Annotated in this window: 17 protein-coding genes; 4 read left to right on the top strand and 13 right to left on the bottom strand. The window is 68.7% G+C overall.

The window, feature by feature from the left end:
• Positions 1–31: 31 nt before the first annotated feature.
• Positions 32–859 (top strand): hypothetical protein, encoded by an 828-nt coding sequence (locus tag NQV15_RS12275; protein ID WP_232400165.1) that lies wholly within the window; start codon positions 32–34, stop codon positions 857–859.
• Positions 856–1,716, top strand: coding sequence for an NAD-dependent epimerase/dehydratase family protein (locus NQV15_RS12280; protein ID WP_232400166.1), 861 nt, complete (start codon positions 856–858; stop codon positions 1,714–1,716). The genes NQV15_RS12275 and NQV15_RS12280 overlap by 4 nt, the downstream gene beginning before the upstream one ends.
• Positions 1,717–1,862: 146 nt before the next feature.
• Here the strand turns inward: NQV15_RS12280 and NQV15_RS12285 are convergent, their stop codons facing one another.
• Genes NQV15_RS12285 through NQV15_RS12315 form a run of 7 tightly spaced genes read right to left on the bottom strand, consistent with a single transcriptional unit; the run spans position 1,863 to position 10,937 of the window.
• Positions 1,863–3,146: a hypothetical protein gene (locus NQV15_RS12285; protein ID WP_232400167.1), complete on the bottom strand. Its 1,284-nt coding sequence runs from the start codon at positions 3,144–3,146 to the stop codon at positions 1,863–1,865.
• Positions 3,143–3,787: a neocarzinostatin apoprotein domain-containing protein gene (locus tag NQV15_RS12290; protein ID WP_232400168.1), complete on the bottom strand. Its 645-nt coding sequence runs from the start codon at positions 3,785–3,787 to the stop codon at positions 3,143–3,145. The genes NQV15_RS12285 and NQV15_RS12290 overlap by 4 nt, the downstream gene beginning before the upstream one ends.
• A 25-nt stretch (positions 3,788–3,812) precedes the next feature.
• Positions 3,813–6,713 (bottom strand): ABC transporter permease subunit, encoded by a 2,901-nt coding sequence (locus NQV15_RS12295; RefSeq protein WP_232400169.1) that lies wholly within the window; start codon positions 6,711–6,713, stop codon positions 3,813–3,815.
• The gene (locus NQV15_RS12300) at positions 6,710–7,465 is read right to left on the bottom strand and encodes an ABC transporter ATP-binding protein (protein WP_232400170.1); all 756 of its coding nucleotides are present in this window, start codon (positions 7,463–7,465) and stop codon (positions 6,710–6,712) included. Before NQV15_RS12300 ends, NQV15_RS12295 begins: the two co-directional genes overlap by 4 nt.
• Complete coding sequence (locus tag NQV15_RS12305; protein WP_232400171.1) at positions 7,446–8,819, bottom strand: ABC transporter substrate-binding protein; 1,374 nt, start codon at positions 8,817–8,819, stop codon at positions 7,446–7,448. Before NQV15_RS12305 ends, NQV15_RS12300 begins: the two co-directional genes overlap by 20 nt.
• 49 nt (positions 8,820–8,868) lie before the next feature.
• A complete protein-coding gene (locus tag NQV15_RS12310) occupies positions 8,869–10,419 on the bottom strand; it encodes a hypothetical protein (RefSeq protein ID WP_257125046.1) in 1,551 nt (516 codons plus the stop codon).
• Complete coding sequence (locus NQV15_RS12315) at positions 10,353–10,937, bottom strand: hypothetical protein (protein ID WP_257125047.1); 585 nt, start codon at positions 10,935–10,937, stop codon at positions 10,353–10,355. Before NQV15_RS12315 ends, NQV15_RS12310 begins: the two co-directional genes overlap by 67 nt.
• Positions 10,938–11,063: 126 nt before the next feature.
• On the opposite strand from NQV15_RS12315, the gene NQV15_RS12320 reads away from it, so the two are divergent.
• Together NQV15_RS12320 and NQV15_RS12325 are read left to right on the top strand one after the other, a co-directional pair.
• The gene (locus NQV15_RS12320) at positions 11,064–11,744 is read left to right on the top strand and encodes a class E sortase (RefSeq protein ID WP_232400173.1); all 681 of its coding nucleotides are present in this window, start codon (positions 11,064–11,066) and stop codon (positions 11,742–11,744) included.
• A 1-nt stretch (position 11,745) separates the two neighbouring features.
• Positions 11,746–11,901, top strand: a complete 156-nt coding sequence (locus tag NQV15_RS12325) for a hypothetical protein (protein ID WP_232400174.1) — start codon at positions 11,746–11,748, stop codon at positions 11,899–11,901.
• Between the two features lie 13 nt (positions 11,902–11,914).
• Here NQV15_RS12325 and NQV15_RS12330 read toward each other — a convergent pair whose 3' ends face one another.
• Genes NQV15_RS12330 through NQV15_RS12355 form a run of 6 tightly spaced genes read right to left on the bottom strand, consistent with a single transcriptional unit; the run spans position 11,915 to position 17,180 of the window.
• Entirely contained in the window at positions 11,915–12,664 is a 750-nt protein-coding gene (locus tag NQV15_RS12330) for a maleate cis-trans isomerase family protein (protein ID WP_232400175.1), read from the bottom strand.
• Positions 12,661–13,374 (bottom strand): hypothetical protein, encoded by a 714-nt coding sequence (locus NQV15_RS12335; protein ID WP_232400176.1) that lies wholly within the window; start codon positions 13,372–13,374, stop codon positions 12,661–12,663. The genes NQV15_RS12330 and NQV15_RS12335 overlap by 4 nt, the downstream gene beginning before the upstream one ends.
• Complete coding sequence (locus NQV15_RS12340; RefSeq protein WP_232400177.1) at positions 13,374–14,201, bottom strand: SDR family NAD(P)-dependent oxidoreductase; 828 nt, start codon at positions 14,199–14,201, stop codon at positions 13,374–13,376. Before NQV15_RS12340 ends, NQV15_RS12335 begins: the two co-directional genes overlap by 1 nt.
• Positions 14,186–15,148 (bottom strand): calponin homology domain-containing protein, encoded by a 963-nt coding sequence (locus NQV15_RS12345; RefSeq protein WP_232400178.1) that lies wholly within the window; start codon positions 15,146–15,148, stop codon positions 14,186–14,188. Before NQV15_RS12345 ends, NQV15_RS12340 begins: the two co-directional genes overlap by 16 nt.
• A complete protein-coding gene (locus NQV15_RS12350; RefSeq protein WP_232400179.1) occupies positions 15,145–15,885 on the bottom strand; it encodes a hypothetical protein in 741 nt (246 codons plus the stop codon). Before NQV15_RS12350 ends, NQV15_RS12345 begins: the two co-directional genes overlap by 4 nt.
• Positions 15,882–17,180 (bottom strand): aromatic ring-hydroxylating dioxygenase subunit alpha, encoded by a 1,299-nt coding sequence (locus tag NQV15_RS12355; RefSeq protein ID WP_232400180.1) that lies wholly within the window; start codon positions 17,178–17,180, stop codon positions 15,882–15,884. The genes NQV15_RS12350 and NQV15_RS12355 overlap by 4 nt, the downstream gene beginning before the upstream one ends.
• Between the last annotated feature and the right edge of the window lie 5 nt (positions 17,181–17,185).

Consider the following 17,185-nt stretch of genomic DNA (forward strand, 5'->3'; position numbering starts at 1 on the left):
AGAATAGATCATATATGGCTATGCTCTGGCCATGACGAGTAGCAGTCAGACCAAGACAATCCCCGAGTTCCTGGCCGAGGCTCCCGATGTCGACAGCCACGCGCTGTGGCAGCAGTTCTGGGAGATCCTGAGCGAGGCCAAGGACAAGATCACGGCGGTCCTGCCCGTCTCGCCGCACCCCTCCAGCGAGGGCCTCGGCGCCTGGAACACCGACGACAACAGCTACGAAGGCTCGCTCAACACCTTCGTGGGGGATCCGGACAACGGCGCCGAGTGGCTGGTCCACTCGTGGATCGGCAACCGCAGCGCCTCGATCCTGGACATGAACCTGCAGGTGTGGCTCGGCCCGCACATCGACGTGCCGCACCTGATCATCGTGTTCGGGACGGTCCCCAATGTCTTCTTCTTCACCGATCTGGTGCCCCGGCGTGACCTGATGGTCGACATCGACCACCTCAACCGGTACTACGAGTCGCAGAACGAGTCGTGGCTGGCCCTGCGCGGCGACGATCGGTTCACCTGGTCGGTCAGCCACGGCACGTACATGCGTGCCTACCTGTCGCCGGCCGGCCACTCGTACGTCGCCGATCGCACCGATGACGTCGTGGAGACGCTGCGGGCGGCCGTGCACGAGCGCGTCGACACCTGGCTGCAGTGGGTCGCCGAGGCGCAGCCCGTGCCCGAGTCCGAGCGGGCCGCCCTGCGCGCCCGTGACCACGCGGTCCGCACGTACGGCTACACACTTGATCCGATGAATGAGTTGTCCAAGCGGTTCCTGGGCGCCGAGCGCGTCGAGGAGCTCGTCGCGGTCCGGGCGGGTCTCGCCCAGATCGCATCTATCGATGGGAGCGCTACATGAAGGTACTCGTGATCGGAGCCGGCTTCGTCGGCTCGGCGGCCGCCACCGAGCTGGCCGCACTCGGCCACGAGGTGACGGTGACCGCCACCAGCGAGGAGAAGGTGATCACCCTCAAGGAGCGCTTCGGACGCGCCGTCGTGCTGCGCGGCTCGGACGCCGACAGCGTCGCTGCCGCCGTGGCGGACAAGGACGCCGTCGTCATCACCGCGGGTCCGTCGGCCCAGGGATCGATGACCCCGGAGGGTAGGGCGAAGACCTATCGCGACGTCCTGGTGACGACCGCAGAGAACGTCGTGGCAGCGGCCGGACCGAACACCCGACTGGTGTCGTTGTCGTCGCTGTCGGTGTACGGCGACGCCGCCAACCACCTCGACCAGATCGACGAGTCCTCCCCCGTGACCGACTCGGCAGACCCCAGCCCCAGCAACTTCCTGGCCATGGAGCGCACCTACTCCCAGGCCGGCGACCGGGCCGTGATCCTGCGCTGTGGCGACATCTTCGGGCAGGGCGATCCGCCGATCGCCGAGAAGGTCAAGATGGCCCACCAGTACCTGGGTGGCTCCGTGCCGTTCTCGGGCGAGGCGCTGCTGTACCGCCTCCACGTCGAGGACGCCGCCGCGGCGGTCGTTCACGCCGTCGAGAACGACCTGAGCGGGGTCTTCAACCTGACCCACGCCGAGGTGCCCCCCACCAACGCCCGGCTGTTCGACACCCTGTCGGCCGAGCAGGGTCTGCCGCCGCTGGAGTACCGCAACGAGATCGCCTCCCCGTCCTCCCCCATCTCGGTGGAGCGACTGGCAGCGACCGGCTTCCGTGCCTCGAAGTCCTTCGACCCGGCGCTGACCGCACTGCGCTGAGCTCTCTCGGCTGAAACAGGACCCTCCCTGGCCTCACGGCCGGGGAGGGTCTTTCGCGTACGGGGCGCAGCATGACGAAGACCCTCCCTCGGCCGCGCGGCCGAGGGAGGGTCTGGTCGTCGTGCAGGTTCTGTTCTGCCGCTGGGTCAGGCCTCGGTCCGACGGGTGCGGCCCGGCAGGAACATGAACAGGGCCACGGCCAGCAGCACGAAGGCGCTGGACCACAGACCGATCACCGTGAGTGCAGCAGCACCTGTCTTGGGCAGCGCCGCGCCGGAGTCGCCGGAGCCACTCGAGCTGCCGCCACTGCCACTGCCACTGCCGCTGTCGGAGTCGTCATCGACGCTGCCGATGCCCACCGTCATGGCGCTGAGCTTGCCGCCGCCGGTGCAGTCGGAGTAGACCGTGAGGCCCGACATCTCGCCGAAGTCGAACTTGAATGCGGTGATCTCGACGTCCATCTTGGACTCGGAGCTGGTGATGGTCGACGTCAGCGTCGGGACCGGCACCTTGCCGTATTTCGGAACGGTGACCTTCGACGTGCTGGCGAAGGAGACCTTCTTGCCACCGATCATGGCCTCGGCGTTGATCTTCATCTCGCCGTTGTCGATCGGCACCGGCGCGAGACCGGGGATCTCCGAGAAGGACGCCTTCAGCGTGACCTTGTCGTCATCGGCCGTGGCGCGCATTCCGCTGATGCTCACCGTCGGGTCGTAGGTGAACGGGCTGCCCAGGGTCTGCAGCTTGCACGCGAACTTCGCCGTGCCCTTGGCCGCGACGCCCTTCTTGTCGCCCGACTCGGTCGGCGTGGGCGTGGGCGTCGGCGCCGGGGTGGCCGTCGGAGTGGGTGTGGGGGTCGGAGTGGGTGTCGGTGTCACGCCGGGCAACGTCGGAACCGTGTCGACCGTGACGCTGGGAATGGGCCAGGAGGTCTCGCCACCGCCGGTGGGGCACAACGTCGGGAACGTCGCGCCGATAGCCGTCGTGTCGTACTGAAGTCGCTTCACCTCGACCTTGAGCGGCGTGGCGGAGCCCGCCAGCTTGGCGGAGACAGCCGGCACCGGCACCGGCTGGGACTTCTTGATGGGAGTCGTGCTGGTGCCCGTGAGAGTCACCTTCGTCCCGTTGACGTCGGCCACGATGCTTCCGGCCATCTTCGCGCTCGCCACGTCCAGGGGTACGACTCCGGGCAGGTTGTTGGCCTGCATCGTGAGCACCGTGTCGGTGCCGTCGGTCACCGCCGTCACATCCAGCTCGATCGCCCAGTCGTAGGCCGGGAAGGCGTCGGTCTGGCAGTTCAGGGTCTTGGCCGACTTGACCGGAGCAGCCTGGGCCGGGGTCGTCAGGAGGGGCACCGAGGCAAGCGCCACCGCCGCGGCGGCGAGGGCCGTACCGGCCGGTCGGCGCCAGCTGATGGTCCGGGCGCTCATGCGATGCCGCCCTTGGTGCGCACGCCGAACCGCAGGCCGGCACCGACGAGCAGGAACAGCCCGGCGCCCACCACGGCGTACGCCAGGACGTCACCGGCACCGGTCTTGGGCAGCTCGGAGGCTGCCGCAGGCGCATCGGCTGCCGCGGTTGCGGGGGCCGCGGCTGCGGGGGTCTCGGCTGCGGGGGCCGCGGCCGGCGCCTCGGCGGCGGCACCGAACGTCATCGGCATGATGACCTCGTTGGCCTTGACGGTCTTGGCGTCCGCGACCGTCGGGAGCGGGCCGGCCGCGATGACGCACTTGACCTTCGTGCAGTCGTGCGGGCCGAACTTCTGCTTCACCACGATCGTGAAGGTGCCGATGGAGCCCTTCGCGTCCGCATTGCGGAAGGTCGCGCCGCCCTGCAGGTTGCAGTCACCGGGGCCGGTGTAGCCCTCGACGCACTGTCCCGCCGCGATCTGCTTCAGCCCGGGGGTGAACCCCGATCCGCTGATGGTGATCTTCTGGCCGTCCTTGAGGCCTTGCGTCGCGCTGACGTCCATGGACGCTGCCGCGTAGCTCGGTGCTGCCCCCATGATGGCGACGACGAACAGCGCGGACGCGCCCGCCAGTACCTTGGCGAGTCTCGTGGTGATTCTCATATTTCTCCTTGGTCGAGCGACGTGCTCAGGGAAACTTCGGTGGCGGGATGTCGAACGGGTCGATGACGGTCGTGAGGCCGGCGGCCGCGGTGGTGCGCACGGCCGATCGGGTGATGGCGTTCTCGTCGGTTCCGAGGTAGGAGCGGACGACCTCGGGGTGCTCGCGCACCTCGTCGGGCGTTCCGGCGGCGATGACCCGGCCCAGGTTCATGGCGATCATCCGGTCGCACAGGTGCGACAGCAGCGGGAGATCGTGCTCGATGATCACCATCGTGGTGCCGAGCTCGCGGCGGATCCCGAGCAGGAGCTCACCCAGCGGCTCGCTCTCGCTCTGCGCGATACCGGCCGACGGCTCGTCGAGCAGCAGCACCCGGGGCTCGAGGGCCAGCAGGCACGCCAGCTCGACGACGCGGCGGGTGCCTGTCGAGAGCTCGCCGATGCTCATACGGGCGAACGGCGTCAGCGCCATGCGCTCCAACAGCTCGTCGGCCATCTCGGCCTTGCGCCGCTCGGCGACCCGGCCGCCGAGCGAGGCTGCCCAGAGCCCGGAGGGATCGACCCGCTCCTGCGCCAGCATCAGCGTCTCGTGCACCGAGAGGGTCGGGAACAGTGCCGCATCCTGGAAGGACCGGACGAGGCCGACCTTGGCGCGCTGCTCCGGCGTGGACTGCGTGACGTCCTGCCCGCCGTAGACGATCTGCCCTTCGTTCGGGGCCGTGAAACCGGCGACGAGCTCGAACAGTGTCGTCTTGCCGGCGCCGTTGGGGCCGATGATGCCGACGATCTCGCCCTGCTTGGCATCCAGGCTCACGTTGTCGACCGCCACCAGACCGCCGAAGCGACGGGTGACGCCGTTGACGGCCAGCACCGGGCCACCGTCGACCTCCAGCTCGGAGGGTGCACGGGTGCTCAGGCCCTCCAGCCGCAGCTCGCAGGCCAGCGGTGAGACCGCCTCGTTGACAGCCCCCAGGCGAGCCAGCTCCACGTCGATGCCGGCCCGACGGGCCACACCGTCGGCCCACCAGTCGCGGCACTTGTTGATCATGCCGCCGAGGCCGTCCTTCATCAGGACGACGACCAGCAGCCAACCGATCGCCAAGGTCGCCTGGCCGTAGAGGTCCAGCGACCACAGGCTCGGGATGCCGACGATCAGCAGGGCGCCGAGGACGGGCCCGCCGGTGAGGGCCAGACCGCCGACGACCGCGATGGCGACGACGTCGATGCTGGCGTTGGCCGGGAACGAGTTGACCGTCAGCTGCGTCTGGCTGTGGCCGATGACGGCGCCACCGAGGCCGGCGACCGCGCCGGACAGGGCGAAGATCTGCAGCTTGCGCATCCGGCTGCGCACCGTGAAGGCGCGGGCGGCGTCCTCGTTGTCACGGATGGCCTGCAGGGCGCGGCCGAAGCCACTGCGGCGCAGGTTGTTGACGAACCACATGGCCAGCGCGAGCATCAGCAGGGCGAACAGGTAGTAGTCGACCGCGAGATCGACCTCGTAGCCGAAGATGGTCGGCTTGGCGGGCTGCACGCCGAAGCCCAGGAAGCTGTCCAGCCTCAGCAACCAGCCCGAGGTGGCCAGCGCCAGTGCCAGCGTGGACACCGCCAGCGCGAGACCCTGCAGTCGCATCGCGGGGATGCCGACCAGGGCCGAGCTGAGGGCTGCGGCGAGGATGCCGGCGCCGACGCCGAGGACGAAGTTTCCGGTCGACGAGACCGTGTGGACCGAGACGGCCGCCCCGATGCCGGCGTAGGCGAACTGACCCAGGGACAGCTGGCCGGAGACACCCGTGAGCAGGCCGACGCTGAGGCCGACCAGCGCGAAGCCGATGACGTTGACCAGCGCCGAGGCCGTGGAATTGCTGATCGCGTAGGCCAGGCCCACCGATCCGGCCAGCAGCACGCTGCCCATGACCCGCGGGAACCAGCGCACCGCCCAGAGGCTCTGGTACTCCTGGGGCAGCGGCGGCATGGCGATGCGCTGCCAGCCGACGCGCTCGCGGGCCGCGCGGCCCAGCGCCGGCTGGGTCAGGAGCGCCACCACGATGATGATGCCGAGCGCGAGCGGCACGACGTTGCGGGTGTCGGGGTTGGACAGCAGGAGCTGCTCCAGGACACCCACGCCCAGCGAGGCGACCACCGCGATCGGGATGGACGACATCCGGGCGATGACGGCGCCGGCCAGTCCCTTGAGCAGCATGTCCGGGCCGAGGGTGTCCATCGACTGACCAGCGGTCGTCGGCGTCACCAGGATCGCGGAGAAGGCGGCAACACCGCCGGCGATCGCCCACGCGAGCGTGGCCATCCGCTTGGCGGGGATGCCGTCCAGCAAGGCAGCGTCGTTGTCGTCGGCGGCAGCACGGATCGCGACACCGACCCGGTGGTGACGCAGGAACCAGGCCAGTCCGAGCAGCAGCAGCGGGCCGAGGACCACCATCGCGACATGGGGCGTGGAGATCTGGGTCGAGCCGATGGAGAACTCGGGCAGGCCCGGCGGGCGTGGGAACGTGAAGCCGGTGACGCCGTCGGTGTTGATGATGAGGGCGAAGATCAAGATGAACTGCGACAGACCGAGCGTCGCGATCATGCCGATCATCGTCGGCCGGCCGGCGAGGCGGCGGATGACGATCCACTCGATCGCACCACCGAGCGCGGCGGCGACGGCCATCGCCACCAGGAACGAACCCCAGTACGGCAGGCCCCAGTCGCCGGCCAGCAGACCGAGCATCGAGGCGCCGAACACGCCGATCGAGCCGTGCGCGAAGTTGACGAATCGGCTGGACCGGTAGACCAGCACCAGACCGATGGCCAGCAGGCCGTAGGTCAACCCGGCGAACAGGCCGAGGACCAGCCGGTCCACGCCGAAGTCGAATCCGCCCCACGTGATGCGGGCCTCGGCGAAGGTGGCCGTGGTCAGGAGCGCGTTCATCCCGTCACCGCCGCGTGTCCACCCAGCATGAGGGTCCGGATGCGGTCCGGGTCGGCAGCGAGCACGGCGGCAGATTCTTCAGCGATGATCTCACCCTTCTCCATGACATAGGCGCGATGCACCAGCGACAGTGCGACGTTGACCGACTGCTCGACCACCAGCACCGAGGTGCCGCGCTCGTTGAGCCGACGCACCAGCTCGCACAGTCCGCCGACGACCACCGGCGCGAGGCCGAGCGAGAACTCGTCGATGACCAGCAGCTCCGGGTCGTTGACGATCGCCTTGGCGAGGGCCAGCATCTGCCGCTCTCCTCCCGACAGGGTGGAAGCGGGCTGGTTGCGCCGGGAGTTGAGCCGCGGGAAGATCGCCAGCGCGGCCTCGACGGCCTCGTCGACCCACTTCTTGTCCTTGGTCGCGTAGCCGTGCATCCTCAAGTTGTCCACGACGCTCAGCGACCCGAACGCCGACTGGCCGATGACCTGGCTGAGGCCCGCCTCGACCCGCTTGCGCGGCGACCAGTTGGTGGCGTCGACGCCACCGAGGTGGACCGTTCCGGCGTCCGGCTTGAGCAGTCCGCCGATGACCCGCAGCGTCGTGCTCTTGCCGACACCGTTGGGGCCCAGGAGCGCGACCATCTCGCCGCGCTCGACGGTCAGGCTGGCACCGAACAGGACCTGGACCGGTCCGTAGGACGCACTGATGCCGTCGACGCGCAGGGCCGGAGCCGCGGGGTCACTCACTGAACGGGACATCGTCACCCTCGTAGACGAAGCAGTTGCAGTCATCGGCGAAGCGCATCACGCGGTAGCTGCCGGCGGCGGCGTGACCGCCGTCGCCCAGCGCGTTGCCGAAGCCGGAGGCGGTCTGGAAGCCTGCACCGTCGGCGTCGACGGCCTTGCTCCAGGCCTCGGCCGTGAGCGGCCCGTCGACACCGTCGGCGCCCATCTTCAGCATCCGCACCGAGTCGCAGTACGGCAGCGCGACACGGGCCGCCTCACGCGTCTCGAAGGTGATGCCGGCAGCCTCGTAGATGTCGAGGCACTCCTTCTCGACGCCCTCACCGGGGAATGGCATCTCGCTGTCCGCGACGTCCTGCGGCGGGTGGAAGCCGATGCCCACCATGCCGTTCATCGTGTCGGCGGGAACCGTATCGGGGTTGTTCAGGAAGAACGACGGGTTGTCGAAACTGGAGATCGCGTAGGTGGCCTTGAACTGCTTGGAGCCCGCGATCGTGGCGAAGATCGACGCCAGCCGTGAACCACCCAGGAACATCACGCGGTCGATGCCTGCGCTGGCGAAGGTGATGGCCGCCTGCTCCGAGCCCTGGTAGATCGTGCCGATGTCGGTGGTGTCGACCCAGCCCACCTCGGCGTCGATGCCCAGCTTCTTGAGCTGCGGGACGGCCTTCTTGCCAACCGTGCGCCGGTTGACCGGAGTGTCGGCGGCGACGATCGCGACCTTCTTGCGGCCCTCGAAGAACTTCTCCTGCGACAGCGCCTTGATGTAGGAGGCGGTGAACGCGTTGTACTCCGGGAAGCTCGGGGACCACAGATACGGCGCCAGCTCATCGAACAGCGCCTGGTCGTTCGAGACCAGGCTGGCGTCCAGCATCAGCGTCTTGCGCTGCGCATAGCAAGGACGGGCATTGGACTGGTACTGACCGGTCAGCACCACGGCGAATGCCTTGTCGTCCTGGGCGACCTGGTTGCAGAGCTTCTCCTCCGAGGCCGGGGAGTCGGTCTGGGCGTCGTACATGCGGAAGACCGCGTCGAGCTTGCGGCCACCGAGCCCGCCGTTGTCGTTGACCCACTTCTCGAGGGCCTCGACCTGCTTCTTCGGGTCGCCGACCGAGGCCGTGACCAGCTTGGTCTGCTTCTTGACCTCGTCCAGGTCGACGCCGATGAAGACCACCTTGACGGTCTTGCCCGCGGCCGCCGGGCTGGCGCTGGTCGGCTGGGAACCGTCACCGCTGCTGCTGCCACCGCCGCCGGGCATCACTGCGCCGCAGCTGGCCAGGGCCAGCGCCGCAGCCGCTGCGACCACGACCGAGCGTGCGCGCAGGGCGCGATCCCGGGGCCGCTTCGGACCGCTGTCTGCCTCAACCATGGCTCGCCATCTCGTCAGCATGAAAGAACTATATAGGATATCTACTCGGCTATGACGTGCTCTTGGCAGAAATCTGGTCGCCCTGGGCCTGCCGCGCGGAGCACCGCTCCAGCCAGCGCTCGACCGCGTCGACGTCGACGACGGCATCGGCCGTCATGTCGGCTCCGGCCTTGACCGGCACGCCCTCGCCGTCCGCCTGCAGCGCCCACCAGCGCTCCAGCACCGCCAGGTCGATGACCGCGGCACCGTCGCCCGACGAGGCGCCGGCCGCCGGCGGTGGGCCTGCCAGGGAGGCGACCCGGCTCGGTGCGGGGGCAAAGATCCGGCGACGGATCGCGAAGGCGATCAGCAGGACACCCAGCGCATTGAGGGCGAACAGTCCCCACGGATAGGTCTCGAAGGTGGTCGAGAAGGCTCCTGACGAGCCCTCTCCGACCTGCCCGCTGATCGTGTACACGCCGAAGGCACCCGCCGGCAGGCCGATGGGGATCTGCAGCGTGAGGCTCTTGCCGGGCGCGAGCCTGGCGAAGCCGTCGGAGGAGTAGACCGGGTCGACCTTCTCGCCCTTGCCCACCGCGATGCTCAGCCCGGGAGCGACGACCTCGGCGGTGCCGACGTTCTCGACCCGCAGCTTCAGGACCCGGTCCGGTCCCCCGCCCATGAGATCGCCGAACCGGGTCGACCCCGTCAGCGACACCTTGGTCACGGCCAGCTCGGCAGCCCCGGCCGCTGCCTGCGGATCGGCGACCGTCGTGACCGGCAGGTCGACCGGCGCAGGAATGTCGATCGGGGCGGCGCCGGGCGGCGAGACCGCGCTGGGGCTTGAACCGCTTCCGGTGCCGGCACCGCTGCCCGCGTTGTTGCCCGCCTCGTTGCCGGCACCGTTGCCGGCGTTGTCACCGGCGCCATTGCCGGTGTCGTTGCCCGCGCCGTCGCCCGCGTCCGAGCCGCCGCCTGCACCGCCGGCCGTGACGTCGACCGTGGCCTTCAGCGTCGTGCCGCGGTGGTCCTGCGTCGCAACGACGCCCGCGACCTCGGCATCGGCGGCGACCGTCAGCTCTGCGTCGATCGCCCCGGTCGCGGCAGCCGCGACACTCACCGCAGTGCCCACCGGGGTGCCCGAGCCGTCGACGGCAGTGACGCTGACCTGACGCAGCGGGTCCCACTCGGCGCCGACCACGCGGAGGCGGTTCTTGTCGGAGGTGTCGCCCAGCCGCACGGTCGGGGCGGCCAGCACCCGCATCGGCTGGTCGAGGACGACAGTGTCCTTGCCGAGCTTCGCCGTCGCCCGGACAGTACCGGTTCCGGTCGCGGCGTCGGCCGGGACGAGAAGCGTCCCGGTGCCGCTGCCGTCCGCGATGGTGGTGGCGTCGACGGGCCGGCCGCAGGTGGTCCCACACAGGGCCAGCGGGACCTTGGTCTCCGAGGCGAATCCGGACAGAGAGGTCTGGACCTCGTCACCGGGGCGCGCGGCGTTGAGGACGTCCTGGCCGACGACCCGCGTGACGGTGAGTTGCTGCGCGGCCACCGTCGTCATGCTGGCCAGCATCGCGGTGTCCTGGGGCGTCGTGGCCGGATTGGTCCCGTCCGCGAGATCCACCTCGGCTGGCCGTTGCACACCAGCCGCTGACCGGGCAGGTCGAAGAAGACGGTGCGCAGGATCAGCGCCGAGGTGCCGGCCGTCGTGATCGGGAACGTGCCGTCGACCCGGGTCGGCGGGATGGCGTCCTTGCCGGCCTCGATCTCGAAGTCCACCACGACCGGCTTGAGCGGGGTGCGCTTGGAACCGGCGTCGAGGACGTCGAAGTAGTAGTAGGCCTTGCCCTCGCGGTCCGACAGCAGGGGCAGCACCTCCGGGCCGGTCGTGTTCGTGAGGCTGTAGGTGCGGTCGCCGCCGACCGCCGTGTCCCCCGCGGTCTGCAGTGTCATGCGAGGGTTGACACCCCACGGCTCGAGCTGCGTGCTGAGGGCGAGGATGCCGTCCACGTCGTCGATGGCGGCGTCGGGATCCGCAGCCGGGTTCGGCAGGTAGCGCCAGCACCCGCCGCCGGGATCGATCGGGCCGACCGGTGCGGCCGATGCGCTCGCGCCGGCGAAGCCGGGCAGAGCGGATCCCACGACCACCAAAGTGGCTAAAAACGACCTCACAGGCCCTTTGGCCATGACACACTCCAGAGCGTCGGCATGCCGGACAATCACCTCGCAGGCGAGGGCAATCGAAACCCTACATGATATATTTCGGAGATGTCGAGGATTCCACAGGCGTCGATCGCAGGAGTCCTCCGCGGGTTCGCCGAGCTGCTCCTCACGGTCGGCGCGCTGCTCGCCGCGCTCGCGTTCTACCTGCTGGTCTGGACCAATCTGCAGACCGCGGCAGCGCAGAAGGATCTGCTCCAGGAATTCCGTTCCCAGCAGCAGACCGACCAGACCGGCCAGGCCGGCCGCCAGACCAGGCCGGGCACCGGCGACGGGCTCAACGTCCTGCACATCCCGCGACTGGGCAAGGACTGGAAGCGCGTGGTCGTCGAGGGCGTCGACATGAAGAGCCTCAACACCGCCCCGGGCCACTTCCCCGACACCGCGCTGCCGGGGCAGGTCGGCAACTACGCCGTCGCCGGGCACCGCGCCACGCACGGTGAGCCGTTCGCCGATCTCGATCGCATGGTCGCCGGCGACAAGGTGTACGTCGAGGCGGCCAACGGCTGGTTCACCTATCAGGTGACCTGGTCACGCATCATCGCCCCGAACCACACCGAGATCCTGGCCCCGGTCGCCGGGAAGCCGGGCCAGGCGCCCACGGCCAGGACGTTGACCCTCATCACCTGTCACCCGCGCTGGGGATCGACCGAGCGCCTGGTGGTCGGGGCACAGCTGGTCGAGGAACGCTCACTGGCCGCGGGCCCACCCGAAGGAATGGACAGCTGACATGTATGCCCTCATCTGGCGACTGCTCCCCGGTCCGACCCCGGTCAAAGTCGGCGAGGCACTGGTGCTGCTCGCGCTGGTGTTCTGGCTGCTGATGGCCGTGGTCTTTCCGGCCGTCGAGCCCCACCTGCCCATCGACGAGGTCGTCGTCGGCTGAGCGGCCCCACCGATCAGTACTCGCGCAGCAGCGTCCCGTAGCCGTGCAGCTGGTCCTCGATGCCGTTGTCGCGCAGCGCCATCCACCAGGTCGCGGCGTTGATCGCGATGACCGGCTTGTCGAGCCAGCGCTCGGCCTCGTCGGCCAGCTCGGTCATGCACAGGTTGGTGCCGCACTGCACGATCGCGTCGACGTCGGAGTCGTTGATCTCGATCAGCGACTCGCGCAGCGTCTTCTCCGAGACCTGGGCGATCTCGACCGCACTGTTGACGCACAGCCCCTTGATCTGGCCGACCTCGAAGCCGAGCTCGGTGAAGAACTTGCGCACGTTGGTGTCACCGATCGGGGTGTACGGCGTGACGACGGCGATCTTCTTGGCGCCGAACAGCTTGAGCGCGCGCTCGCACCCCTCGGCGCCCGTGGCGACACCGAGCCCACCGGTGAGACCCTGGATCTGCTTGACGAACTGGCGGTTGCCCTCGACCCCGTCCCAGAACGTCTCGGCGCTCATGCCCATGACCATGTAGTCGGGCTGCATCGTCATCAGGCTGCGAACGCAGTCGTCCATGTTGGCCCGGATCTGCTCCAGCAGGTTCTCCATCCCCTCGTCGGTCGCGATACGACCGTCCGGGATGTAGATGCGGCCGTAGTGCGAGGTGACGCCGGGGACGCGCATCGCGTCGAACTCGGGCTGGACGATCGTGTTGGTGCTCGGGGCGATGACGCCGAACTTGCGGCGCCATCCCAGACGGTCCACGCTCACGCGGTCTCTCCAGTGGTCTCGTAGACGGACTCGCGGTCCGCCGTGGTGGGAAAATACTTGCGCAGCCACAACGCTCCGAGCAGGAAGCACAGCTGGACCGCGGTGTTGGTCAGCTGCTCAGCCCACTGGATCTGGACCGACTGCTCGGGCCGTGCCGCGAGCGAGGGCAGGATGTTGGTGCCCAGGACGTAGACGACGAACAACGCCCCGATGACGCGCCGGCCGGCCTTGAACGCGATGACCGCCGCGGTGACACCCAGTGCGGTGGCACTGACCGCCGCTGCGATGAGCAGGGGCCACATGTGGCCCATCCAGAGCGCGCCGATCGCGGCCGCCACCGGGAACACGGCGAACGGCCAGCCGGTCAGCTCGGACCCGCGCTTCGCGCTGAGCAGTGCCCACACGAGGGCGCTGAAGCCGAAGGCCAGGCACGGGAAGAGCAGCTGCTCGAGGATCGGGTACTCGTGGCACCCCGATGCGACCAGGATCTTCCAGGTGGCCTTGGCCAGACCGCCCGTGGTCACCACGATCGCGCCGATCAGCGCGATCGGGAAGACCCGCGGAACCCGCCGACCGGTCGCTTGGGCGGTGATCATCAGGGCCACCCCGGCGAGCATGACGGGGACGAAGTCCTCCAGCGCCAGGGCGACGGTGTACTCCTCGCAGACATCGATGCTGCGGGCGACCAAGGTCGCCGATCCGGGGTGCATCAGGCCTCCTGCGGGGTGAAGATGTCGCGCTTGCGGAAGCCGGCGCCCATGAAGCGTCCCATCGCCTTGGGCTTGGTCAGCCAGGCCACGCGGACGCCGTGCTTGTTGGCGGCCAGGACCTGGTCGACCAGCCACGGCGTGACGGTCTCGACCCGGTCACCGAGGATGTTGAAGATCTTCTTGACCTTGTCGAACTCCTCGGGCTTGTCCGCGTAGTCGCCGATCAGCAGATCGGTGGCCACGATGCCCGGGGAGAGGAAGCCGACCTTGACCGGCGTGCCCTTGGTGTCGCGGACCAGCGCCTCGGTGAGGTACTGGACGGCGCGCTTGGAGGCACCGTAGGTCGCCATGCCGGGCTGGTGCTCACCGCGGGAGCCGAAGCCCTCCATGTTCCAGATCCAGCCACCCCCGGCCTGGGTCGCCATCCCGGCCTGGGCGATGGCCGAGCCGTTGAACGCGCCGACCAGATTGGTCTGGACGACCGCGTCGACCAGCTCGGACGGCTGGTCGGCCAGCGGACCTCGCGGTGCCGACATACCTGCGTTGTTGATCCAGATGTCCACCCGGCCGAACGTGCCCACGGCCTGCTGCCACAGCGCCTGCACCGCGTCGCGGTCGGACACGTCCGTGACGACGCCGAGCACCCGGCCAGGATCGTCCAGGCCGGCGCGCAGCTGCTGCACACCGGCGTCGACCGATCCGGCACTGCGGCCGCAGATCGCGACCTGGTGACCACGCTCGAGCAGCTCACGCGCCAGGCCCAGACCGATGCCCCGGGTACCGCCGGTGACGACAGCCACCCGGCGGCCGGTCAGCGCGGTTCCCACGCCAACGATCCGTGCACGAAGTGGGTCGTGGTCTCGCCGCTCATCAGCTGCCAGACGATCGCCAGCTCGCGGGTGTCCGGATCCATCAGGAACTCGCGTCCACGGATCTTCTCGATGCCGGTCTTGTCGACCCCGACCAGGTGCTGCACCGTGAACAGTGCGCGGCCGTAGGAGGTGGCGTTGCCGAACACCTCGGGGCCCTCGAACATCGTGCGGGCGCCATCGCGATAGCGGTCGAAGGTGTACTCCCGCTCGAGATCGCCGCTCCACGTGATCGTGTGCCGCGCCGAACGCAGCGAGGTGGGCTCGTGCTCGATGCGCACCTGCACCTGGCCCTCGGTGGTCTGGTCGGCGCCGTTGACGAACAGCGTCCCGGTCCAGGCGCCGGCCTGCTTGGTGGGCAGGACGTGCGGACGGGGCCCGCGCTCCTTCTCCAGCTCGCGCCACTGGTCGACGTACTCCTGGGTTGCAGGATTGGTCTCCCGGTCAGTGGTGCGCTTGTAGACACCGTTGAAGACCGCGCAGACGGCCCATCCGTCGTGCAGCACCGAGGAGTAGACCTGGGTCTCCCCGTCAGGAAGAACCTGGTTCCAGGTGCGCAGATCGGCCTGCCAGCCCGGCGAGTAGTAGTTGGCCTCGACGAACAGGCCGTAGGGCTGGCCGGTGCCGTAGAAGTCCGGACCGGTGTAGACGCGGTTCTCGTCGGAGTCGACGACGCCGAAGTCGAACTGGGCGCCGAGCTCGAAGCGGTTGCGCAGCGGACCGGCGCCCGAGAGCTTGGAGTCCATCCAGTAGCGGGCGCCCTCGGCGGTCACCTCACTGGCCCGCGCGATGTACTCGAAGCCGACGTGGTTGCCCTGCGCGTCGAACAGCCCGGGGATGCCGTGCCACTCCCCCTCGATGCGCTTTTGCCACTCGCTGGTCTCGACCTGCGCCTGAACGCTCATCCAGGCAGCTCGTTGTTGACCAAGAGCTTGCGGATGTCCTCGGCGACCGGCTCGGTGATGAGGCGCGAGATCTGTGCCCACACCTTGTCGACCTCGGGGCTGAACAGCAGGCCGCGGTTGCGGGCGTCGCGGGTCGGCAGATCGGTGTCGGCGACATCGGCGACGACATCGGCCGGCACGTCGCCCTCGACGAGCGAGAACCAGTGGTCGAGGTAGGCCGCGACCGGCGCGTCGAGCTGGCCGAAGGCCTCCTCGGTCGCCCGGCTGGCCAGCATCCACGACGACATGACCGTGAGCTGGCGCGGCTCGAGGACGGCCTTGGACAGGCCTTCCATCGCGTTGACCTGCTCGTAGGTCTCGGTCAGCGGAGTGTGCGCCCAGTCGTTGTAGACCATGTGCGTGCCGGCGTCGACGCGCTGGATCAGGTCGAGGTGGAAGGCGAAGTACTCGCCGGCACCGACCGAGTCCAGCGTGAAGTGCGGCACCGGCGACTCGTCCGGCATGAAGGCGAACACCATGTGGCTGTCGAGGCCGATCTGCGGCACGACGATGCCGACGTAGACGGCCTTGGCCACCTTGTCGCCGGTGAAGACCCGGACCGAACCGACCGGATCGGGCCCCATCGTCGAGCTGAGGGTCATGAACGGGCCACCGTCGGCACCGGAGAACTCCTTGAGTCCCGCGCGATCGATCAGGGTGTCGAGGGTTCCGATGCACAGGTCACTGGGCAGGCTCATGCGTTGTCTTCCTTGTTGCTCGTGGTGACGTAGGTGGTGGTGATCTCGTCACCGGCGATGTCGCCGATGGCATCGGCCTCGGGGGCCGAGTCGTCGTGCAGGTCGTCGTGCAGGACCAGGCGGTGCTCGACGCGGGGCGGCGATGCCTCACCCCGGGCGTCGAGGATCTCGCGGCTGCGAACCTCCTTGAAGTTCCAGGCGCTCGCCAGCTCGGGGACGGCCTTGCGCGTCGGGGACGGGATGACCCGCGCCTCGACCCGTGCGCCGCCCTCGCCGACGATCGTGTTGCCCTCGACGCCCCAACCGGCCTCGATGAGCTCCTGGCGACGGCGGCGGTACTTGACTGCGTTCTGGTCGCTCTTGATGTGCAGCTCGGCCGACAGGTCGAACGGCAGCAGCTCGGGGCGCACGTGGTCGACGATCGCCTGGTCCTCGTACAGCACCTTGAAGACACGGCGACGGGCGTCACGATCGGCCCACTTGCCCTTGAAGAACGAGCGCAGCGCGACGAACTTGACCAGCGTCGTCTCTTCGTCGATCGGGATGTTGACGTCGAAGATCTTCATCGCGCCCATGGGCGTGCCCACGTCCAGCAGGATCATGTTGGGCATGAACCAGGTGGTGGAGACCGGCACCGGGGGCCGCTCGGTCAGCTTCTGACGGTTGGGGTTGATCATGCCCCAGATGCCCTTGGACCGCGGCGGGTTGAGCTCGATCGAGATCTTGCAGTGCCAGTCCGAGTCCTCCATGACGAAGTCGGGGACCTCGGGCTTCTCGGGGTTGCCGAACACACCACCGTGCACGAACGGCGTGTGGGCGACGTCGATGCCGTTCTCGAGGATGCGCTCGTAGTTGGACTTCCACAGGAACGAGCCGGTGACGGCGCGGTAGGTCTCCGTGTCGTCGATGTCGGACCAGTCGGGGATCGGCGGCCGCTCCTCCTCGGGGAGGTCACCCATGTAGACCCAGATGAACATGTACTTCTCTTGGGTCGGGTACGAGTCGATCCGCGCCTTGCGCGGGATGCCCTTGTCGGGCTGCGCGGGGATCTTCTGCACGACGCCATCGGGGTCGTACTCCCAGCCGTGGTACGGGCAGACGATGCAGTCGTCCTTGATGGTTCCGCCCGAAAGCGCGGCACCGCGGTGCACGCACAGATCCGACATCGCGACGACCGAGTGATCGCTGTTCTTGCGGTACAGCACCAGCTGCTGCCCGAGGATCTTGACCTTCTTCGGCTTCCCGACCTCCAGGTCGGTGCTGAACTCGACGGCGTACCAGAAGTTCTTGAACATGTTGG

Source organism: Aeromicrobium wangtongii, from assembly GCF_024584515.1.
Taxonomy (GTDB): domain Bacteria; phylum Actinomycetota; class Actinomycetes; order Propionibacteriales; family Nocardioidaceae; genus Aeromicrobium; species Aeromicrobium wangtongii.